This is a genomic window from Roseicitreum antarcticum, from assembly GCF_014681765.1.
Lineage (GTDB): Bacteria > Pseudomonadota > Alphaproteobacteria > Rhodobacterales > Rhodobacteraceae > Roseicitreum > Roseicitreum antarcticum.
In genome coordinates, this window is sequence record NZ_CP061498.1 from 2,279,890 (window position 1) to 2,298,497 (window position 18,608).

Below are 18,608 nucleotides of genomic sequence, written 5' to 3' on the forward strand. Positions count from 1 at the left end.
GTGTTGGCTGTGGGCCGCCCCGATCTGTCGCCGGGATCAGACTGTCGTGTCGCATGAGGGAATGGGGGGATATGCGCGTCATTCGGCGGCAATCCCTTCCAGACGATCCTCGATTTCATCGGCGGCGGCTTGCAGCGCCTCCAGGGTGGCAGCGTCGGGCTGCCAGTAATTGCGGTCGCTGGCTTCCAGCAGCCGTCCGGCCATGCGCGCGCTGGCTTTCGGGTTCAGGTTTGCAAGGCGCTGGCGCATCGCGTCATCCAGCACGAAGGTTTCCGACAGGCGCTGATACACCCAAGGGTCCACCTGCCCCGTGGTCGCCGACCAGCCGAAGGTGTTGGTCACCTGCGCCTCAATCTGGCGGACCCCTTCGGCGCCGTGTTTCAGCATCCCCTCGAACCATTTGGGGTTGAGGCTGCGCGACCGGGTTTCCAGTGCCACCTGTTCTTGCAGCGTGCGCACCTTGCCCGCGCCGCGGGTCTGGTCGCCGATATAGATCGCCGCCTCAGCCCCGCCGCGGGCGCGTTTCACCGCGCGGGCAATGCCGCCCAGCGTGTCGAAGTAATGGTCCACCGTGGTCACGCCCAGTTCGACGGATTCGAGGTTCTGATAGGCGATATCGACGGTTTTCAGCGTGTCTTGCAGCAATTCACCCTGCGCGCTGGCCTTGCCATCACGTCCATACGCGAAGGATTTGCGGGTCTGGTAGGCATCGGCCAGTTCATCCTCTTCGCCGAAGGTCGAGCTGTCGACCAGTGCGTTGACGTTGGACCCGTAGGCCCCTTCGGCATTGGAAAACACCCGCAGCGACGCCTGTTCCATGCTGACGCCGTGCTGTGCTGCATGGGCCAGCGCATGGGCGCGCACGAAATTCTGATCCAGCGGCTCATCGGCCATCGCGGCCTTATAGGCGGCTTCAGCCAGCATCCGGGTTTGCAGGGGCAGCAAGTCGCGGAAGATGCCCGAAAGCGTCATCACCACATCGATGCGCGGACGCCCCAATTCGGCCAGCGGGATCAGATCGGCCCCGCCAAGGCGGCCAAAGCTGTCAAAGCGCGGGCGCGCGCCCATCAGCGCCAGGGCCTGCGCGATCGGCCCGCCGTCGGATTTGATATTGTCCGACCCCCAGAGCACCAGCGCCACAGTGCGCGGGATCACGGGATGGGTGGACAGCAGCAATGCAGCCTGCTTCGCGCCATCCTGCATGGCAAACGCGGTGGGCATGCGGAACGGGTCAAAGGCATGGATATTGCGCCCGGTCGGCAGGACATCGGCGGAACGGATCAGGTCACCGCCCGGCACGGGCTTGATGAAGCGGCCACCAAGCGCGCGCAACAGGGCAGGAATCTCGTGGCTTTCACCCAGCGCCTTTGCCACGCGGTCGCGCACCACCGGATCGGTTTCGGTCATCACCGCCAGATAGTCCGCGATGGCGTCAGCGCGCATCGGGCGGCCCATGACGTGCAGGCCATCAGGGATCAGCGCGCTTTCGGTTTCCAAAAGCTTCAGCCACAGGGTGTCAGGGGCGCTGCCGCCCATGTCCACCGCATCGGCCTGCACCGCGATCAGGTCTTCCAGATCAGCGCGTTCAACCGCATCTGGCAGCAGCGCGCGCCAGCGGGTCAGGCTGTCCTTGAGTTCCAACAAACCCTTGTAGAGGCCAGACGCCGCCAGCGGGGGTGTCAGGTGCGTGACGGTCACAGCGCCAGAACGGCGCTTTGCCAACGATGCTTCGGACGGGTTGTTCGACGCATAAAGGTACACATTCGGCATGTCGCCGATCAGCCGGTCGGGCCAGTCGGCGGCCCCCATGCCCGATTGCTTGCCCGGCATGAATTCCAGCGCACCGTGCATGCCGAAATGCAGCACAACGTCAGCGCGGAACTGGTTTTTCAGCCACAGATAGAAAGTGGAAAACGCATGTGTCGGCGCGAAACCGCGCTCAAACAGCAGGCGCATCGGGTCACCTTCATAGCCAAAGGTGGGCTGGATACCGACGAAAACCTTGCCAAATTGCGCGCCCAGGATGAACACACCGCGCCCATCGGATTGCACGCGACCGGGGGCGGCGCCCCAGACGGCCTCGATCTCGGCCAACCACGGCGTGCCACGCACGATGTCATCGGCAGGGACGATGGTGGCGACATTGGCGTCCTGACCATAGCGCGCGGCATTGCCTTCCAGCACAGCCGCGCGCAATTCATCCACGGTGGCAGGCGGCGTCAGGTCATAGCCTGTCGCGGCCATTTCATGCAATGTATTGAACAGGCTTTCAAAAACGCTCAGGTAGGCTGCGGTTCCGACGGCACCCGCGTTAGGCGGAAAGCCAAACAGCACCACGGCCACATTGCGATCGGCCACTTCCGACTTGCGCAACCGGGCAAGGCGTTCGACGCGGCCAGTCAGCCGGCCGATCCGCTCAAAGCACGGGGCCATGGCCTTCGTCGCTGTCTCGCTGGCGCAGCGCTGCGCGCAGCCAAGGCAGGTCTCGCCGCCATGACGGCCCGCAAAGACCGTGGGATTGGTCGCACCGTCGATTTCAGGGAGGGCAACCAGCATCGTGGTTTCCACCGGGCCAAGGCCCTGCGGGGACACCGCCCATTGCGACAGCGTCTGAAATTCCAGCGGATGCGCAGCGACGTAGGGCACATCGAGGCCAGAGAGCACACCGACAGCAGCGTCCGAATCATTATAGGCCGGGCCGCCGACAAGGCTGAAGCCGGTCAGCGACACCATCGTGTCGATCTTCACCCCCTCATCGGTATGGAAATATGCCGAGATCGCGGGACGGCCATCAAGCCCGCCCGAAAATGCCGCCATGACGCGCAGACCCCGCGCCTCGAAGCTGCGGATCACTTCGTCATAATGCGCCGTGTCGCCTGACAGGACGTAAGACCGCATCAGGAGGAGGCCGACAGTTGCCACCGGCGCGGTGGGCGCGGGCAGATCGGCGGCCCGGGTGGTGATGCCATTGGGAAAGCGCGCGGGGTCCAGATCGGGGTGATACAATCCGACCTCGGGGTATTCGACCGGCGCCGGTGCCTTGACGCCGCGCCATTGGCTTTCGTGGCTGTAGCGCGAGATCAGGAAGCGGACCATCGCCTCGACATTCTCATCCGAGCCGCCCAGCCAGTATTGCATGGTCAGGAACCACGCGCGCACGTCTTGCGCCTTGCCGGGTACGAATTTCAGGATCTTGGGCAGGCGGCGCAGCATGGCCATCTGTTTCTGGCCCGATTCGCCGGGCTTCTTGTCGCCGCGCAGCTTCTTCATCATGGACATCATGCCGCTTGCGGGCTTGGACATGTCCAGATCGCCCATGCGGGTCAGTGTGACGATTTCCCGGTCCGAGATCACGCCGATCATCGCGTCGCAATCGGGGCGGCGGGCGCGCAATGCGGGCAGGATGGCCTGAACATGTTCTTCCAGGAACAACAGGTTGGCGATGACAATGTCGGCATGCGCCACGGCTGCAATCGCGGCGTCCAGCGCGGCCGGGGTTTCGCCCCATTCCGCTGCGGCGTGGACGCTCAGCGACAGGCCTGGAAAGTCCAGCGCCAGACGTTCGCTTACCCGTTCCGCTGGACCCGCCGCATGGCTGTCGAGCGTTACGATAGCGATGCGGTAGCCTGCACGGGGGCCTGTGATGCCGGTCTCATCGCGCATAATGTGCCTTTGCCTCATAAAGGGTTTCAACGCTGATCAGACTCACGCCCTTTTCCGTGGCGAATTTTTCGGTGTTGCGCCGGGCCTTGCCGCGCACGAAGAAGGGGATCTTCTTCAGCTCGCGTTCGGCGTCGTCCAGCCAGGTCAGGACATCGCTTCCCGTAGCAGCGGTGTCAGTACCGACGGGGCCAGTAGCGACGGACTCAGGCACCGTCGCGGGTTCGGGGGTGATATCTGTGGGGGCGCTCAGCGCCTGCGGCGCGTGACCGCCGTGATGCGACGGGCCCGCGGCATCGTTGAATTCAAAATCATCGCGGAACATGTGCAGCAGGTGCTCTTCCAGCCCCATGACCAGCGGATGGATCCAGGTGTCGAAGATCACATTCGCGCCTTCCCAGCCCATCTGCGGAGAGTAGCGCGCGGGGAAATCCTGCACATGAACAGGGGCCGAGATCACGGCGCAGGGAATGCCCAGCCGCTTGCCGATGTGGCGTTCCATCTGGGTGCCCAGGATCATCTCGGGCGAGAGGCCTTCGATGGTGGATTCGACCTCCAGGTAATCATCCGAGATCAGGGCGGTCAGGCCGAATTCCTTCGCCAAAGCGCGGATCGGGCGGGCCATCTCGCGGTTGTAGCAGCCCATGCCCACCACCTCGAACCCCATTTCATCGCGGGCGATGCGGGCGGCGGCGGCAACATGGGTGCCGTCCCCGAAGATGAAGACGCGCTTGCCGGTCAGATAGGTGCTGTCGACCGATGCCGACCACCACGGTTGCCGCAGGCGGGATTCGTCAGTCTTGACGCTGATCCCGGTGATCTGCGCCACTTCGGCCAGAAAATCGCGGGTGGCGCCGACGCCGATAGGCACAGTCTTGGTAAAGGGCTGGCCAAGTTCGCGTTCGCACCAGCGCGCCGCCGCCTCGGCATGTTCAGGGTACATCAACACGTTGAAATGCGCGGCCCCCATGCGGGCAATATCGGCAGGGCTGGAGGTCATGGGCGCGACCACGTTGACGCTGATCCCCATGTCTTCCAGCAGCGCCGTCACCTCGGTGATGTCATCACGGTGGCGGAAACCCAGCGCGGTGGGGCCGATCAGGTTGGCGGTGACATGCGCGGTACGGTCCATCGGGCGGGCCAGTGCGCGAACAATCTGAAAGAACGTCTCGTCCGTGCCGAAGCTTTCCTTGCGCTGATAGCTGGGCAGCTCCAGCGCGATGACCGGAACGGGAATATCCATGGATTCGGCCAGCCCGCCGGGGTCATCCTGGATCAGTTCGGCGGTGCACGACGCGCCGACGATCATCGCCTGCGGCTGAAATCGGTCATAGGCATCCTGGCACGATTGCTTGAACAGCCCCGCCGTGTCCGCGCCCAGATCGCGCGCCTGAAAGGTGGTGTAGCTGACCGGCGGGCGGTGATTGCGCCGCTCGATCATGGTGAACAACAAATCCGCATAGGTGTCGCCTTGCGGCGCGTGCAAGACGTAATGCAACCCGGTCATGCCGGTTGCGACACGCATCGCACCAACATGGGGCGGGCCCTCATATGTCCACACGGTCAGCTTCATGCGGCGGCCCCTTTTGCCAGCAGGGCACGGCGGCGCAACGGGCGGGCGAACAGCGCGGCCAGATCCCCGGCCTGTTCATAGAAATGCACCGGGGTGAACACGAGCTCGATCGCCCATTTGGTGGTCAGTCCTTCGCCTTCCAGCGGGTTGGCAAGACCAAGGCCACAAACGGAAATATCAGGGCGGGCAGCGCGGGCGCGGTCCAGTTGCAGATCAACGTCCTGCCCTTCGGAAATAACCGGCCCTTCGGCCAGCAGCGCCAGATCAGGGCCGACCAGTTGGCGGTGCAGAAACGGCGTGCCAACCTCCAGCGCCTGCATACCGCATTCACGGGTCAGGAAACGCGCCAGCGGAATTTCCAACTGGCTGTCGGGGAAGAAGAACACCGATTTGCCGTCCAGCGTCTCCGCCGCCGCCGCAATCGCCTTGCGGGCGCGGGCGCGGGGGGCATCGGTCACACGGGCAAAGGTTTCCGCATCGACGCCAAATTCGGTGGCAATCGCGGCCAGCCAGGCGGTCGTGCCTTCATCACCAAACGGGAAAGGTGCCGCGATGTGGCGCGCGCCGCGCCGCTCCAGCGCAGCCGTGGTGTCACCCAAAAACGGCTGCATCACCGCGAAAACCGTGTTCGGTCCTGCGGCAAGCGTATCGGACCGGCGGCGGGCGGGCAGCACCTGCACGTTCTCGATTCCCATTGCGGCCAGCAGCGACAGCGCCTGATCTTCCACCACGTCGGGCAGCGCGCCGACCAGCATCAATTGCCGCGCATCGGTATGCGCCAGCACGGGCACCATGGAGGCAAGGCACGCATCCTCACCTTCGGTAAACGTCGTCTCGATGCCGGAACCAGAGTAGTTCAGCACCCGCACATGCGGCGCATGGATCTGGGACAGACGTTCGGCAGCGCGCGACAGGTCGATCTTGATAACCTCGGACGGGCAGGACCCTACAAGGAAAAGCTGCCGGATATCAGGGCGGCGGGCCAGCAGGCGGCCGACCTCGCGGTCGATCTCTTCCTGCGCGTCAGCCATACCGGCCAAATCGGTTTCTTCCATGATGGCAGTACCGAAACGCGGTTCGGCAAAGATCATCACACCCGCCGCAGATTGCAGCAGATGGGCACATGTCCGCGATCCGACAACAAGGAAGAACGCATCTTGCATCTTGCGGTGCAGCCAGATGATGCCGGTCAGGCCGCAGAACACTTCGCGCTGGCCGCGCTGCTTGAGCACCGGCGCATCGCCGCAGCCGCGTGCGGGCGGGATGGGGGTCATATCGGTCATGCCGTCACCTGCGATGACAGGCGGGCCATGCGCAGCTTCCAGATGAACTGCCCGGCGTTGATGACGTAGGTGACATAAGCCGCCAGCGCCAGCCACATCAGTTCGGATGGCGACAGGCTGCCGCTGAACAGCGCCCACAGATAGGCGGTGTGCAGGGCGATCACCGCCATGGAAAACATATCCTCCCAGAAGAAGGCATGCGCGAAAAGGTATTGACCGAAGACGACCTTTTCCCAGATCGCGCCGGTGACCATGATCGCATAAAGGCACAGCGTTTTCAGAACGACCGACAGGGTCGCCGCATCATACCCTGCGCCGGTCAGGAGGTACCGCACCACCAGGTAGAGCGACACGGCAAACACCAGAAATTGCACCGGCGCCAGAATGCCCTGAACCAGGGTCCAGCGCGACGCATCACGCCGGGCGCGCTGCTCGGGGGTGTACAAGGGCTGCACCGTGGGTGCTTCGGAATCGCGCATCGCGACCTCCAGGTTGAAGTTGTAAGGGCAAGGTTACTATTTGGCCCGGCAAAGTGTCAATATAAACTTACACATTCCACAAGGATGATTGCACTCCACTATTGGAAGAGGGGGCGGATTTCGCATGAAATCTAACGAAACCATCACATTACCACCGGTCCACATCGATTCGCCCGGGTTTTACGTGCGGCACTGTCTATTTATATTGACATAGAAAGCGCGTAACGTGACACTGACAGTCACATTTTGTGAAGAAAAACGCGTCGAGTCGGCGTGGGGTATAACGCCAGCTGGAAAGATGGGCGCGATGGACGGAAATCAAAATCAGACGCAACTCATGGACCGACTGCGTCCGGCAACCCAGAAGACGCCTTCTTATGTCGTCGCCTCGGTCGCCAGCAGGCTTTCAAGAAGACCCCGCGCCGCCTGCGAACGCACCACGACGCGCCTGCTGGATGCCGCACTGGCGTCAGATGATGCCGTGGCGAAGGCCCTGCGCGACATGTACCGCGAGGGCATATCCGACGAACAGGTTGTCGATCTCTATGTCCCCGCCGCCGCAATGCTGATGGGCCGCGAATGGTGCGACAACAAATGCAGCTTCGTCGCGGTGACCATCGCCTCGATCCGGCTCACCGGGCTGGTCCGCCAGTTGAACGCGAAATGGTATTCGGACGCACAGCATAGTGAGGACACGCCCTGCATCCTGCTCGCCCTGCCCGAGGCCGCCCAGCACGCACTGGGAATCCTTGTCGTCACGTCAAAGCTGCGGCGGTTGGGCGCTTCGGTCCGGGTAATGACCGGCGTGTCAGATGATGAAATTTCGGCACATGTTCGCGACAACCCCTATGATCTTATTGCCATTTCAATCGGTCATGAAGATGGGCTTGAAACTGCCCGGGATTTAGTAAAAAGACTGAAGCAAGTTGTGGGTACATCAACGCCTGTGGGTGTCGGTGGTCCTGCGGTCGCCAATTCCGAGGCACTGCGCGCGTTTACCTACGCAGATTTTTACATCGCTTCCCCCGAGGAGCTGCTGACCCTGTGCGTGACCAAGATGGCATCCAAAGCTCCGGTCACTTCAAGCAGGTCAGCCTAGACAATCATTCAGAGGCGGCTGCGGCCGGGCGTTATGTGACGGCACGAGGCACAAAATACTGGAGCAATGGCACCGTCCCGCTCGTCGCGCCGGAGCTTCTGGGCGATGTAATCGCGTCTGCGGCGGACATGGCAATTGTCATCACGCAAGAAGGTCGGATCTTGTCGATCCTGATCAATGAGTCCCACCCTGAATTCCAGCGCTGCAAGAAATGGGAAGGTGGCGATCTGCACGATTACATCGCCGCAGACAGCCGCCCCAAGTTTGCGCGCGGCCTGTCCGAGGCCATCGCAGGCAAGTCCCCCCCGCGCGGGATCGAGATAAACCATGTGGACGGGTCCAAATTCGACTTTCCAGTGCGCTATACCATCCATTCGGTCGGACCTGACGGCACCTTGCTGATGCTGGGACGCGACCTGCGCGCCGTGGCCGAATTGCAGCAGCAGCTGGTCTCGGTACATCTGGAACTCGAACGCGATTATGAGCGGCATCGCCAGTATGACGCGCGCTACCGCGTCTTGATGGACAGCAGCACGGAACCCATGATCTTTGTCGATCTGGCCACCGGCAACATCATCGACGCCAACCGCAGCGCTGCCGAGGCGTTGGAGGCTGATCGCGACAGCCTGATCGGCAAGGCCCTGACGCAGGAATTTGAAAGCCGCAGCGGCGACAATATCCTCGATGAGGTCAACGCCATATCGCGTTCCGAAGTGCGGCGCGTGATCGAGATGTCGTCGCGGCGCACGCAGAAACACCTGTTCGTCGCGACCACGTTCTTCCGCGCCTCGGGTGAGCGGTTGATGCTGTGCCACCTGCAATCCAGCGACAAGGATGCGCGCCAGCAGCACACCCTGGCCGAAAGCCTTCAGTCGATGTTTGACGCGGGCCCCGAGGCGATTGTCTTCACCGACCCCAAGGGTTTCATCCAATCCGCAAACCCCAGCTTCCTGAAGATGAGTGAAGCCGCCAGCATGAGCGCGATCAAACAGCGCTCGCTTGCCGATTTTCTGGCACGCGGATCAGTTGATCTGAAGGTGTTGGTGGATAACGCGGTCCGTGTCGGCCAGATACGCATGTTTGCCACCCAGATGCAGAGCGAATTCGGGGGGCAGGTGCCGGTGGAAATGTCGGTGACCTATCTGCGCGACCACGCACACCCCGCGCTGGTCTTCATGATCCGCGATACCAGCCGCACCAGTTCCATGCGCACCACCCGCCAGCCCGGCGCCGCAGGCCCGGCAGATAACGTCGATTCGGTGATGGAGCTGGTCGGTTCGGCAACGCTGAAAGACATCGTGGCCGAGACCACCGATGTTGTCGAACGCATGTGCATCGAAACCGCGATCGAGCTGACGCGCAACAACCGCGTCGCCGCTGCCGAGATGTTGGGCCTCAGCCGTCAGAGCCTGTATGTGAAGTTGCGCAAATACGGCATGGTAGACAAGCCTGATGCGATGTAATCGTCGCGTGGGCACAGCCCTCCTGACGTATTTTTAGGTCGCTTCAGCCTGTTGTCAACGTTGCGCCGAAAATAAGATCACGGTGCTGCGTCAGGTAGATCCGCAGCCAGGGCGTGAAGCGCTGTGGCTCGGCAGCGATCTCTGCTTTCAGCGCGTCGATCTCGACCCACCGGGTCGCCATGACTTCAGCGGGATCGGGGCTGATGCGAAGGTTCTTGCGGCTGGCGTCGGCCACGAAAATATCGACCAGTTCGTGCTCGATCAGACCGCCACCCACATCGGCGCGATATTCCACCTGTTTGCGGTAGTGCAACGCCCCCACCGTGACGCCCAGTTCCTGTTCCAGGCGGCGGCGTGCACAATCGGCAGGATCCTCGGCGATATGGGGATGGGTGCAGCAGGTATTGGCCCAAAGGCCGGGCGTGTGGTACTTGCCCATGGCGCGCTGCTGCAAGAGCACCTTTGCGCCATCCATCACGAACACTGACACGGCCTTGTGGCGCAGGCCGCGCTGATGCACCTCCAGCTTGTCGATGGCACACAGGTCTGACCCGATCCATGCGGGGATAAGATCATCGTGCATCGGGCCGTCCGTGGTCATTTGGAAATCGCCGGGATCAGCCCGGTCAGATGCGCGATGTTCTTGAAGCCGATCTTCAGGTGCGCCAGCGGCCGCGCCTTGACCAGGGATTTGTTCATGTAAGCCTCGAACGTCAGTTTCTGCACATCCACATCGCGGCACAGCGACACGAAGCGTTCGCGCCGTTCATCGGATCTGTAATAGGCATTCTGCATCAACCGCAGCACTTTGAAAACCTGCTTGTGCTCGCGCATGAACAGCGACCGCGCCAGCTTCAGGTCCTTCACGCGCCCGGTTTTCAGGCAGGCCATCGCAGCGGTGGCAGCGACGCGCCCGCCTGCCATGGCGTAATAGATCCCCTCACCGGAACTTGGCGCGACCACGCCAGCCGCGTCACCTGCCAGCACCACGTCGCTGCCATTGTCCCAGCGGTCCAACGGATGCAGCGGGATGGGCGCGCCTTCGCGCCGGATCGTCTCGCAGTCGGTCAATCCGCTGGAGGCGCGCAGCGCAGCCGTGGCCTGCTTCAGATCCACGCCTGCAACCTCGGTCCCCATGCCGACGCTGGCAGATGCGCCATGCGGGAACACCCAGCCGTAAAAATCCGGGCTGACCTTGCCATCATAGATCACGTCGCAGCGGGTCGGGTCGTAGGCGCCGGTCGCCTCGGGCGCCTTGATGATCTCATGATAGGCAATGACGTAAGGGATCTTGTCGCCGCCAGGCACCTCGGCCTTCGCCACGTTGGACCGCGCGCCATCCGCGCCGATAATCAGCTTCGTGGACAGTCTGCGTTCTGTGCCTGTGGCCTTTTCACGGTAGATCACATGGGTGCCTGCGGCGTCACGCTCGATCCGCAGCCAGGTGCCGGTGATCCGTTCCGCCCCGGCACCTGCGGCACGCACGCGCAGGTATTCGTCAAAATGTTCGCGGTCCACCATGCCGACGAAACCGCCCTCAATGGGGATATCCACCTGCTGACCGCTGGGCGAGATCATGCGCGCCGTGTTGATCTTGGCCACGATCATGTGGTCAGGGATCGCGAAATCCTTGATCAGGCGCGGCGGGATTGCGCCGCCGCAGGGTTTGATCCGACCCGCACGGTCCAGCATGGCAACCTTTGCGCCTGACCGCGCCAGATCCTCTGCCGCCGTCGCGCCGGACGGGCCACCGCCAACTACCACTACATCATACATCATTTCACTTACTCCCCCGGAACCAATGCGGCCCCTGCGGGCGCGGTTGTCTTTTGCATGATCCTTGCCGCCATTGTCGCGGCAGCAAGGAAGATCAGCGCCTCGATCACGAAGACCGTGCCGAAGGCGGTGGCATCATTGCCCATCAGATGCCGCATCGCATCGGCCAGACCGGCGCCCAGCAAGCCACCAAAGCCTGCCGCCATGGCCTGCGCCGCGCCCCACAGGCCCATGCGCGTGCCTTCACGCTGCGCACGCCCGTCGCCCGCCAGCGCCATCATCGAGCCGATGGCGGCGACAGCAAACATGCCGTTAAAGAAACCAAGACCCATGATCAGCGGCGTGACAAGGCCCACCGCGCCCGTCGTGCCCGCGACCGAAATCGCGCCCAATACGGCGGCCGAGCCGATGCAGCCCGTCACGACCCATCCGCGCAGCGATCCGATGCGCAGGCCAGTGGCAGCAATCCCCACCGTCAGCATGCCCAGAAACACCCCGCCATTCTGCGCGCCCGAAAGGCTGGTGGTCTGCCCCGGCGTCATGCCGAAGACGAGGCCCGCAAACGGCTCCATGATCAGTTCCTGCATGAAATACGCCGTCATCGACAGGAACACGAAGATGGTGAAGACGCGCGCCTTCGGCTCAGACCAGATCTCGGCCATGCCAGCGTGGAAATTCATGCGTTCGGCCGCCGGCGCCGCGACAATGCGCGCGCCGCGCTCGATCCCCCAGATCGCCAGACAGGTCAGCACGAAGGCCCCGCCGGTCACCGTCGCCACGATCTGGATCATGCGCGCATGGCTATAGGGGTCCAGCACGCTGCCGACCACCGTGGCGGTGACCGCAATGCCGAAGATCATCATCAGCCAGGTGATCGTCGCAGCTGCCGGGCGGCGGCGGGGCGCGGTTGCGGTTGCCATCAACGCCAGAAGCGAAGTGCCCGATGCGCCCACGCCCAGGCCGATCATGCCATAGGCCAGCACCGACAGCGCCATACCCGCCCAGAACACGCCGTCCAGCACCACGACAGCCAGCGCCGCCAGCAGCGCGCCCAGCGCCAGAAACCCCATGCCGCCGATGATCCAGCGCGTACGGTTGCCGCCATTGTCTGACCGAAAGCCCCAGTTCGGGCGGGTGATCTGCACACCGTAATGCAACGCGACCAGCGCACCCGGCAGCACTGCCGCCAGCCCCAGTTCGACCACCATCAACCGGTTGAGGGTCGAGGTCATCAGCACCACGATCGCGCCAAGGCACAATTGTACCAGCCCCAACCGCATGATGGAGATCCATGACAGATGCCTCATCCCACGACCCCAAGGTTGCGCAGGGCGAAGGCAGCGATCATCATGCCGCTGACATAAAGGGTGATGCCGGTGCCATTGTACCACGGGGCCTTGGCCTTCGGATCGCGCAGCAGGACCTGCATCGCATATAGCTGCAAGATCAACGCGATCACGATGAAGAACCCGTACCATTGCTGGTCCCAGTAGAACAGCAAGACGATCACTGCGAACTGCGGCACGGCCATCACCCAGCAGGCCAGTTTCGCGGCCAACTCAGGCCCCAGCGTGACGGGAAGCGAGTTCACACCCATCTGGCGGTCGCCTTCCAACGCCTTGAAATCGTTCAATGTCATGATGCCATGCGCGCCAATACCGTACAGCAGTGCGATAATCACCACCGGCCAGCCCGGCGCACCGGCGGCCAGCACAGCCGCCCCCGTGAACCACGGCAAGGTCTCATACGACAGGCCGACCAGCCCCGGCCCCCACCAGCCAGAGCGTTTCATGCGGATGGGTTCGACCGAATAGGCCCATGCAGCCAGCACGGCCACCACCGTCGCGCCAAACCCCCACGGGCCCAGGAACCAGCCCACGGCCAGCGACAGCACCGACATCATCAGCGCGACATAAAGGCCCCATCGGCCCGGCACCCGGCCCGACGGAATAGGGCGGTCAGGCTCGTTGATCGCGTCAACGTGCCGGTCGCACCAATCGTTCGCCGCCTGGCTCATGCCGCAGACGATGGGCCCTGCCAACAGGACGCCCAGGATCACCGGCAACCAGTTGCCCGCAGGCGACACGCCCACCGACACTGCGCCGCACAGATAGGCCCACATCGGCGGGAACCATGTTATCGGTTTGAGCAGCTGCAACAGGGCTGCAGGCTCGGGTGTTTGGCGGGGGTGTAATCTGGATGCGACACTCATGTGTAAATTAAACCTTACAACTTGGTTTGGCGCAAGTAGATTCTGTCGGCTTGACCTGACACATCGTCGCGGCGCGGCCATAGCGGTCGCGGGCCAGTCACATTGGGATGCGGATGTCGCGAAAAAGCGTCACAGACGGCGCAGCAGATGGGACTCACAGCAGCCAAAGCGCGGCTGCCGGGTGGCAAAAAAGTGCCAAAGACGGCGCGCAAACCCTCAGCCGTTCTCGCGCAGCACCGCCCCCGCCAGATACAGTGACCCGCAGATCAGGACGCGCGCGCGCGGGTCCGCCGCGACAATCCGGTCCAACGCCTGCGCCACGCTATCGGCTGTCATGGCCTCAATGCCCTGCGCGCGCGCGGCATCGGCGGTAACATCGGCGGGCAGGGTCGCTGCTTCGCCGGGGATCGACACCGCATGCAGCTTTAACGCCAGCCCCGCCAATGGCCGCAGGAACCCGGCAATGTCCTTGGTGTTGAGCATGCCGCAGATCAGGTATGTCGGACGTTCCGGCAGCGCGGCCAGCGTTTCGGCAATGGCGATACCGGCGGCGGGGTTGTGGCCGCCGTCCAGCCAAAGCTCTACGCCCGGGGCAGCCGCGGTCAGCGGGCCATTGCGCAACCGCTGCATGCGCGCGGGCCAGTAGGCGCGGGTCACGGCAGCCTCTACCGCGTCCTCATCCATCCCCAGATGGCGCAGTGCGGCAATCGCCGCGCCCGCGTTCTGGATCTGATGCGGGCCGGGCAGGTTGGGCAGGGGCAGGTCCATCAACCCGCCTTCATCTTGAAAGATCAGCCGCCCACGCTCTGCCCAGACATGCCAATGCTGGCCGTGGACCAGCAGCGGCGCACCGACACGGGCCGCGCGCGCCTCGATCACCTCCAGCGCGACCTCGATCTGCGGGCCGACGACACAGGGCACGCCGCGCTTCAAGATGCCGGCTTTTTCGCCCGCGATCTCGGCCAGCGTGTCGCCCAGATATTGTTGATGGTCGATGGAGACCGGGGTGATGATGCTCAATGCGGGGGCATCCACCACATTCGTGGCGTCCAGACGCCCGCCCAGCCCGACCTCCAGCAAGGTGAAATCGGCAGGCGTGCGGGCAAAGGCCAGCAGGGCGGCGACGGTCGTGATCTCGAAATATGTGATCGCACCGCCTTCATTGGCCTGCATGCACTCGTCGAGCAGCGCACTCAGCGCGGGTTCCGAAATCAGGTCGCCCGCCAGCCGGATACGCTCATGAAAGCGCGCCAGATGCGGCGAGGTATAGGCGTGCACCCGGTGGCCAGCCCCTTCCAGCCCGGCGCGGATCATGGCCTGCGTGCTGCCTTTGCCATTGGTGCCCGCGATGTGGATCACCGGGGGCAGCGCGCGCTCTGGATGGTCCAGCGCAGCCAGCAGTCGCCACACCCGGTCCAGCGTCAGGTCGATGATCTTTGGATGAAACGCCATCATCCGCGCCAACAGCACGTCCGACCCCGGCAGCCCGTCCACGGGTGTCACGCAGGGTCACTCTTTGTCGGCGTCTCGGCAGGCACAACCTCGGGCGCGGGGGCCGGGACTTCGGGCTGCGGCAACGGATCTGGCGGCGGCAGGTCGCCCTGCACGGGCGGCGACTGGCGCATCAACATCCGCAAGATGATCGCCAGTTCCTCGCGCAGCTTCCCGCGCGGGGTCACGCGGTCCAGCATTCCATGCTCCAAAAGGTATTCGGCGCGCTGGAAGCCTTCGGGCAGGGTCTCGCGGATGGTCTGTTCGATCACGCGCGGACCTGCAAAACAGATCAGCGCGCCGGGCTCGGCGATATGCACATCGCCCAGCATCGCATAGCTCGCGGTCACGCCGCCGGTGGTCGGATGCGTCAGCACCACGACATAGGGCAGCCCGGCCTCTTTCACCATCTGCACCGCGACGGTGGTGCGCGGCATCTGCATCAGCGACAGGATACCTTCTTGCATCCGCGCCCCGCCCGCGGCGGAAAACAGCACCAGCGGCTTGCGCTGTTGCACGGCGGTTTCAGCGGCGGCGATGATGGCATTGCCGACATACATCCCCATGGACCCCGCCATGAAGCTGAAATCCTGCGCCACCGCTACGACGGGCGTGCGCGCGATTTCACCGACCGCGACCAGCATCGCCTCTTTCTCGCCGGTGCTGCGCTGCGCCGATTTCATCCGTTCAGGATAGCGCTTCTGATCGCGGAACTGCAACGGATCGGCGATCGGTTCGGGCACCGCGACTTCGGAAAAGATGCCGGCGTCAAACAGCCGCGCGAAGCGCGCGCGGGGGCTGATCGACATATGATGCCCGCAAGACGTACAGACCTGCTGGTTGTCGCTCAGTTCCCGGTGGAACAGCATGGTCCCGCACGAGGTGCACTTGGTCCAAAGGTTTTCCGGTATCTCACGCCGCGAGAACAACGAATTTATCGTCGGGCGGACATAGTTGGTGATCCAGTTCATGCAGCTACCCTTTCGCGCCGAATTGCGGGGACAGATAATCGCCACGCTGGCCGAATGCAATCGCCCCGGTTCAGATGCGCCGCTCCGATGGCCGTGTCGCTCAAAATGGCCGCCTCAGCGCCCCCGCAACGCCAGGGCGCAAATCGCCCAGGCCAGCGCCAGCCCGCCCATATCGGCAAAAAGCAGCGGCCGCATCGTGTTCAGGTCATCATGCGCAAAAGGCAGGCGATACAGCGCCAGCGCATCCAGCCCGCCCCCCGCCGTGACAATCATGATGGCGACGAAGTTATTGGCCAGATGCAGGCCCCATGCCAGCCCGATACTGCCGCTGCGCCGCGTCAGATCCGCCGCGACCAGCCCGAAGAACCCGGTGACCAAGACGACATACCATGTGGTCGGCCCCATCACATCGGGGGCGTAATGCACCATGCCAAACAGCACCGATGGTCCGATCATCCAGATGACAGGCGAGGCAAAGCGCGCCGCCAGTTGCTGTTGGATATAGCCGCGAAACAACAGCTCCTCGGTGCCGGTCTGCAGCATCAGGCCCAGCAGCGCCAGCGGCAGGAACGCCAGCCAGACCTGCCAGGAAACGGCGGCGGCCCGCGCGCCCAGATCGGGCAACAGCAGCAACCCCGCCAGCGCGATCGCCCCCATCACACCTGCGCCAAGGCAGAAATCGCGCAATACCACCGGGGCGCGCCCAAAAAGCGACGCGATGGGCCGGCGGTGCAGCCAGCGCACGGCGGCAAAGACCCCCAGCGCCATGCCCGCAAAGCTGGCCAGCAACATCAGCAGCCCCACCGGCGTGCTGCCCGTCACCGTCTGCGCCAGCCGCTGCTCCAGTCCCTCGCTGCCGTGTATCAGCCACAGCCCGACGCCCATCAGCGCCATCCAGGACGCGTAGATCACAAAGACCAGGACCAGCCCCAGGATCAGGCGCCACAGCTGCGGACGCTGCCGCGCGGGCTGGACATATGCGGCAAAGGGCGGGGCAAGGTAATGTGCGCTCATCAAAGGGGCCTGTATCAAGGGGCAGTCAAGGTTGGGGGCAGTCAAGGTTGGGGGCAGTCTAACCGCAGCGGCAAGCCACCGCATGCCCAAAACGGGTGGCGGGATCAAAACCGGCGCATTCGTGAACGGGCGGCGGGCGGGCGTCACACCGCGAACCCGGCTGCCTCCGCGCGCGCCAGAACGGCATCCACCATGGCACCGGCGGTGCCGGTATAGCGCACGGGGTCCAGCATACGGTCGATGGCGGCCGCATCCAGATGCGCCGTGACGGCAGGATCGGCCAGCAACTGCCCGCGCAGGTCGGTCCCCTGATCGACGGCGGCAGCGGCGGCGCGGGTCACAACCTCATGCGCCACGCCGCGGCCCAGATGCGGTGTCAGACCGGCCATCACGGCCTCGGACATGATAAGCCCGCCGCCCATGTCCAGATTGACGCGCATCCGGGCTGCGTCAACGTCCAGCCCTTCAAGCATCGGGCGGGCATGCATCAACGCGCCCGAGGCCAGCAGGAATGCCTCGGGCAGCACCATCGTCTCGACCGCCAGCGCGCCGATGCCGCGCTCATGCTCTTGCATCTGGCCTTCCATCGCCTGCGCCACCAGCGCGCGCAACCGGGTCGCAATGGCGATGATCTGCGGGCAGGCGACGGGGTTGCGTTTTTGCGGCATCGCGCTGGACCCGCCGCGCCCGGGCACATAGGGCTCGCGCAGTTCGGCAACCTCGGTGCGCATCAGCATTGCGACCTCGGTGCCGATCCGGCCCAGAAGCCCCCCGACAAGGGCCAGCCAGAACACCGCCTCGGCCCAGGTATCGCGCCCAGTGTGCCAGGTGATGTCGGGGTCGCGCAGCCCCAGGTCCGCCGCCAGGGCCGCGCGCACATCCATACCCGTATCGCCCAGCGGGGCCAGCGTGCCGACCGCGCCGCCAAACTGCACCGCCAGCAAACGGTCGCGCAGCGCGGGCAGTCGCGCGCGGTGGCGCAACGCCTCATCCAGCCAGATCGCCGCCTTGTGACCAAAGGTGATGGGCGCGGCATGCTGCTGAAAGGTACGCCCGGCCATGGGCGTGTCGCGGTGCCGGTACGCCAATGCGACCAGTGCCGCGATCGTGGCATCAAGCTCTGCCGCGATCAGCGCCAGCCCGTCGCGCATCTGCAAGACAAGGCCGGTGTCCAGCACATCCTGCGTCGTGGCGCCCAGATGCACATAACGCGCGGCATCCGGCGGACAGGCGGCAGTCAATTGCTTGACCAACGGGATGATCGGAAACCCCGCCTTGGCGAAATGCGCCTGCATGCTGACAGGGTCCAGCACATCAACCCGCGCGGCATCGGTGATCGCCTGCGCGGCATCCGCAGGGATCACCCCCACAGCGGCCTGCGCACGCGCAAGCGCGGCCTCGAACGCCAACCATGAGGCGAAGCGCGCGGTGTCATCGAAAACGGCGCGCATCGCGGCGGTGCTGAATTCGTCACGGTAATAGGGGCTGTCGAAAAGGGTGGCGGGCATGGGCTGCAGTTCCTTGGGGCCAGTTCCACGGGGTCGGATCTTGGGGTCGGATCCTCGGGGTCAGGCCGCAAGGGCCAGA

14 protein-coding genes are annotated in these 18,608 nt (G+C 64.0%); 2 read left to right on the top strand and 12 right to left on the bottom strand.

Translation table 11 applies throughout. The annotated features are described in order from the left end of the window. Nucleotides 1-78: 78 nt before the first annotated feature. From H9529_RS10965 to bchF, 4 genes are read right to left on the bottom strand one after another with little or no spacing between them, the layout of a single operon-like run. Nucleotides 79-3,663 carry a magnesium chelatase subunit H gene (locus H9529_RS10965; RefSeq protein WP_092884229.1) on the bottom strand — a complete coding sequence of 1,195 codons (3,585 nt, stop codon included), beginning with the start codon at nt 3,661-3,663 and terminating at the stop codon, nt 79-81. Continuing rightward, nucleotides 3,653-5,233, bottom strand: coding sequence for a ferredoxin:protochlorophyllide reductase (ATP-dependent) subunit B (gene bchB, locus H9529_RS10970; RefSeq protein WP_092884231.1), 1,581 nt, complete (start codon nt 5,231-5,233; stop codon nt 3,653-3,655). The genes H9529_RS10965 and bchB overlap by 11 nt, the downstream gene beginning before the upstream one ends. Continuing rightward, the gene (locus tag H9529_RS10975; protein ID WP_397544871.1) at nt 5,230-6,516 is read right to left on the bottom strand and encodes a ferredoxin:protochlorophyllide reductase (ATP-dependent) subunit N; all 1,287 of its coding nucleotides are present in this window, start codon (nt 6,514-6,516) and stop codon (nt 5,230-5,232) included. The genes bchB and H9529_RS10975 overlap by 4 nt, the downstream gene beginning before the upstream one ends. Beyond that, nucleotides 6,513-6,995, bottom strand: a complete 483-nt coding sequence (gene bchF, locus H9529_RS10980; protein ID WP_092884233.1) for a 2-vinyl bacteriochlorophyllide hydratase — start codon at nt 6,993-6,995, stop codon at nt 6,513-6,515. The genes H9529_RS10975 and bchF overlap by 4 nt, the downstream gene beginning before the upstream one ends. A gap of 226 nt (nt 6,996-7,221) precedes the next feature. Here bchF and H9529_RS10985 point away from each other — a divergent pair, with 226 nt between their 5' ends. Next, a complete protein-coding gene (locus H9529_RS10985; RefSeq protein ID WP_143033434.1) occupies nt 7,222-8,094 on the top strand; it encodes a cobalamin B12-binding domain-containing protein in 873 nt (290 codons plus the stop codon). A 35-nt stretch (nt 8,095-8,129) separates the two neighbouring features. Next, complete coding sequence (ppsR, locus tag H9529_RS10990; RefSeq protein ID WP_143033435.1) at nt 8,130-9,557, top strand: transcriptional regulator PpsR; 1,428 nt, start codon at nt 8,130-8,132, stop codon at nt 9,555-9,557. Between the two features lie 43 nt (nt 9,558-9,600). On the opposite strand, the gene idi is transcribed toward ppsR, so the two are convergent. The 8 genes from idi to H9529_RS11030 form a co-directional block, all read right to left on the bottom strand. Continuing rightward, entirely contained in the window at nt 9,601-10,140 is a 540-nt protein-coding gene (idi, locus tag H9529_RS10995) for an isopentenyl-diphosphate Delta-isomerase (protein WP_092884239.1), read from the bottom strand. 14 nt (nt 10,141-10,154) lie between these two features. After that, nucleotides 10,155-11,336 carry a geranylgeranyl diphosphate reductase gene (locus H9529_RS11000; RefSeq protein ID WP_092884241.1) on the bottom strand — a complete coding sequence of 394 codons (1,182 nt, stop codon included), beginning with the start codon at nt 11,334-11,336 and terminating at the stop codon, nt 10,155-10,157. Nucleotides 11,337-11,341: 5 nt separating this feature from the next. After that, on the bottom strand, nt 11,342-12,640 hold the full coding sequence (locus H9529_RS11005; RefSeq protein ID WP_092884243.1) for a BCD family MFS transporter: 1,299 nt from the start codon (nt 12,638-12,640) through the stop codon (nt 11,342-11,344). Then, on the bottom strand, nt 12,637-13,545 hold the full coding sequence (gene chlG, locus H9529_RS11010; protein ID WP_092884245.1) for a chlorophyll synthase ChlG: 909 nt from the start codon (nt 13,543-13,545) through the stop codon (nt 12,637-12,639). Before chlG ends, H9529_RS11005 begins: the two co-directional genes overlap by 4 nt. A gap of 216 nt (nt 13,546-13,761) precedes the next feature. Continuing rightward, entirely contained in the window at nt 13,762-15,000 is a 1,239-nt protein-coding gene (locus H9529_RS11015; RefSeq protein WP_092885267.1) for a bifunctional folylpolyglutamate synthase/dihydrofolate synthase, read from the bottom strand. A gap of 44 nt (nt 15,001-15,044) precedes the next feature. Further along, on the bottom strand, nt 15,045-16,007 hold the full coding sequence (gene accD, locus H9529_RS11020; RefSeq protein ID WP_092884247.1) for an acetyl-CoA carboxylase, carboxyltransferase subunit beta: 963 nt from the start codon (nt 16,005-16,007) through the stop codon (nt 15,045-15,047). Nucleotides 16,008-16,121: 114 nt separating this feature from the next. After that, complete coding sequence (locus H9529_RS11025) at nt 16,122-17,021, bottom strand: CPBP family intramembrane glutamic endopeptidase (protein WP_176846765.1); 900 nt, start codon at nt 17,019-17,021, stop codon at nt 16,122-16,124. 143 nt (nt 17,022-17,164) lie between these two features. Continuing rightward, nucleotides 17,165-18,529, bottom strand: a complete 1,365-nt coding sequence (locus H9529_RS11030) for a class-II fumarase/aspartase family protein (RefSeq protein ID WP_092884251.1) — start codon at nt 18,527-18,529, stop codon at nt 17,165-17,167. Nucleotides 18,530-18,608 lie beyond the last annotated feature (79 nt).

Excerpts from the sequence above, each read along its gene's own strand:
- H9529_RS10965 (WP_092884229.1), bottom strand. The coding sequence starts at position 3,663 with ATGCGCGATGAGACCGGCATCACAGGCCCCCGTGCAGGCTACCGCATC.
- chlG (WP_092884245.1), bottom strand. The coding sequence starts at position 13,545 with ATGAGTGTCGCATCCAGATTACACCCCCGCCAAACACCCGAGCCTGCA.
- bchB (WP_092884231.1), bottom strand. The coding sequence starts at position 5,233 with ATGAAGCTGACCGTGTGGACATATGAGGGCCCGCCCCATGTTGGTGCG.
- idi (WP_092884239.1), bottom strand. The coding sequence starts at position 10,140 with ATGCACGATGATCTTATCCCCGCATGGATCGGGTCAGACCTGTGTGCC.
- bchF (WP_092884233.1), bottom strand. The coding sequence starts at position 6,995 with ATGCGCGATTCCGAAGCACCCACGGTGCAGCCCTTGTACACCCCCGAG.
- H9529_RS11015 (WP_092885267.1), bottom strand. The coding sequence starts at position 15,000 with ATGATGGCGTTTCATCCAAAGATCATCGACCTGACGCTGGACCGGGTG.
- H9529_RS11025 (WP_176846765.1), bottom strand. The coding sequence starts at position 17,021 with ATGAGCGCACATTACCTTGCCCCGCCCTTTGCCGCATATGTCCAGCCC.
- H9529_RS11000 (WP_092884241.1), bottom strand. The coding sequence starts at position 11,336 with ATGATGTATGATGTAGTGGTAGTTGGCGGTGGCCCGTCCGGCGCGACG.
- H9529_RS10975 (WP_397544871.1), bottom strand. The coding sequence starts at position 6,516 with ATGACCGATATGACCCCCATCCCGCCCGCACGCGGCTGCGGCGATGCG.
- H9529_RS11005 (WP_092884243.1), bottom strand. The coding sequence starts at position 12,640 with ATGAGGCATCTGTCATGGATCTCCATCATGCGGTTGGGGCTGGTACAA.
- H9529_RS11030 (WP_092884251.1), bottom strand. The coding sequence starts at position 18,529 with ATGCCCGCCACCCTTTTCGACAGCCCCTATTACCGTGACGAATTCAGC.
- accD (WP_092884247.1), bottom strand. The coding sequence starts at position 16,007 with ATGAACTGGATCACCAACTATGTCCGCCCGACGATAAATTCGTTGTTC.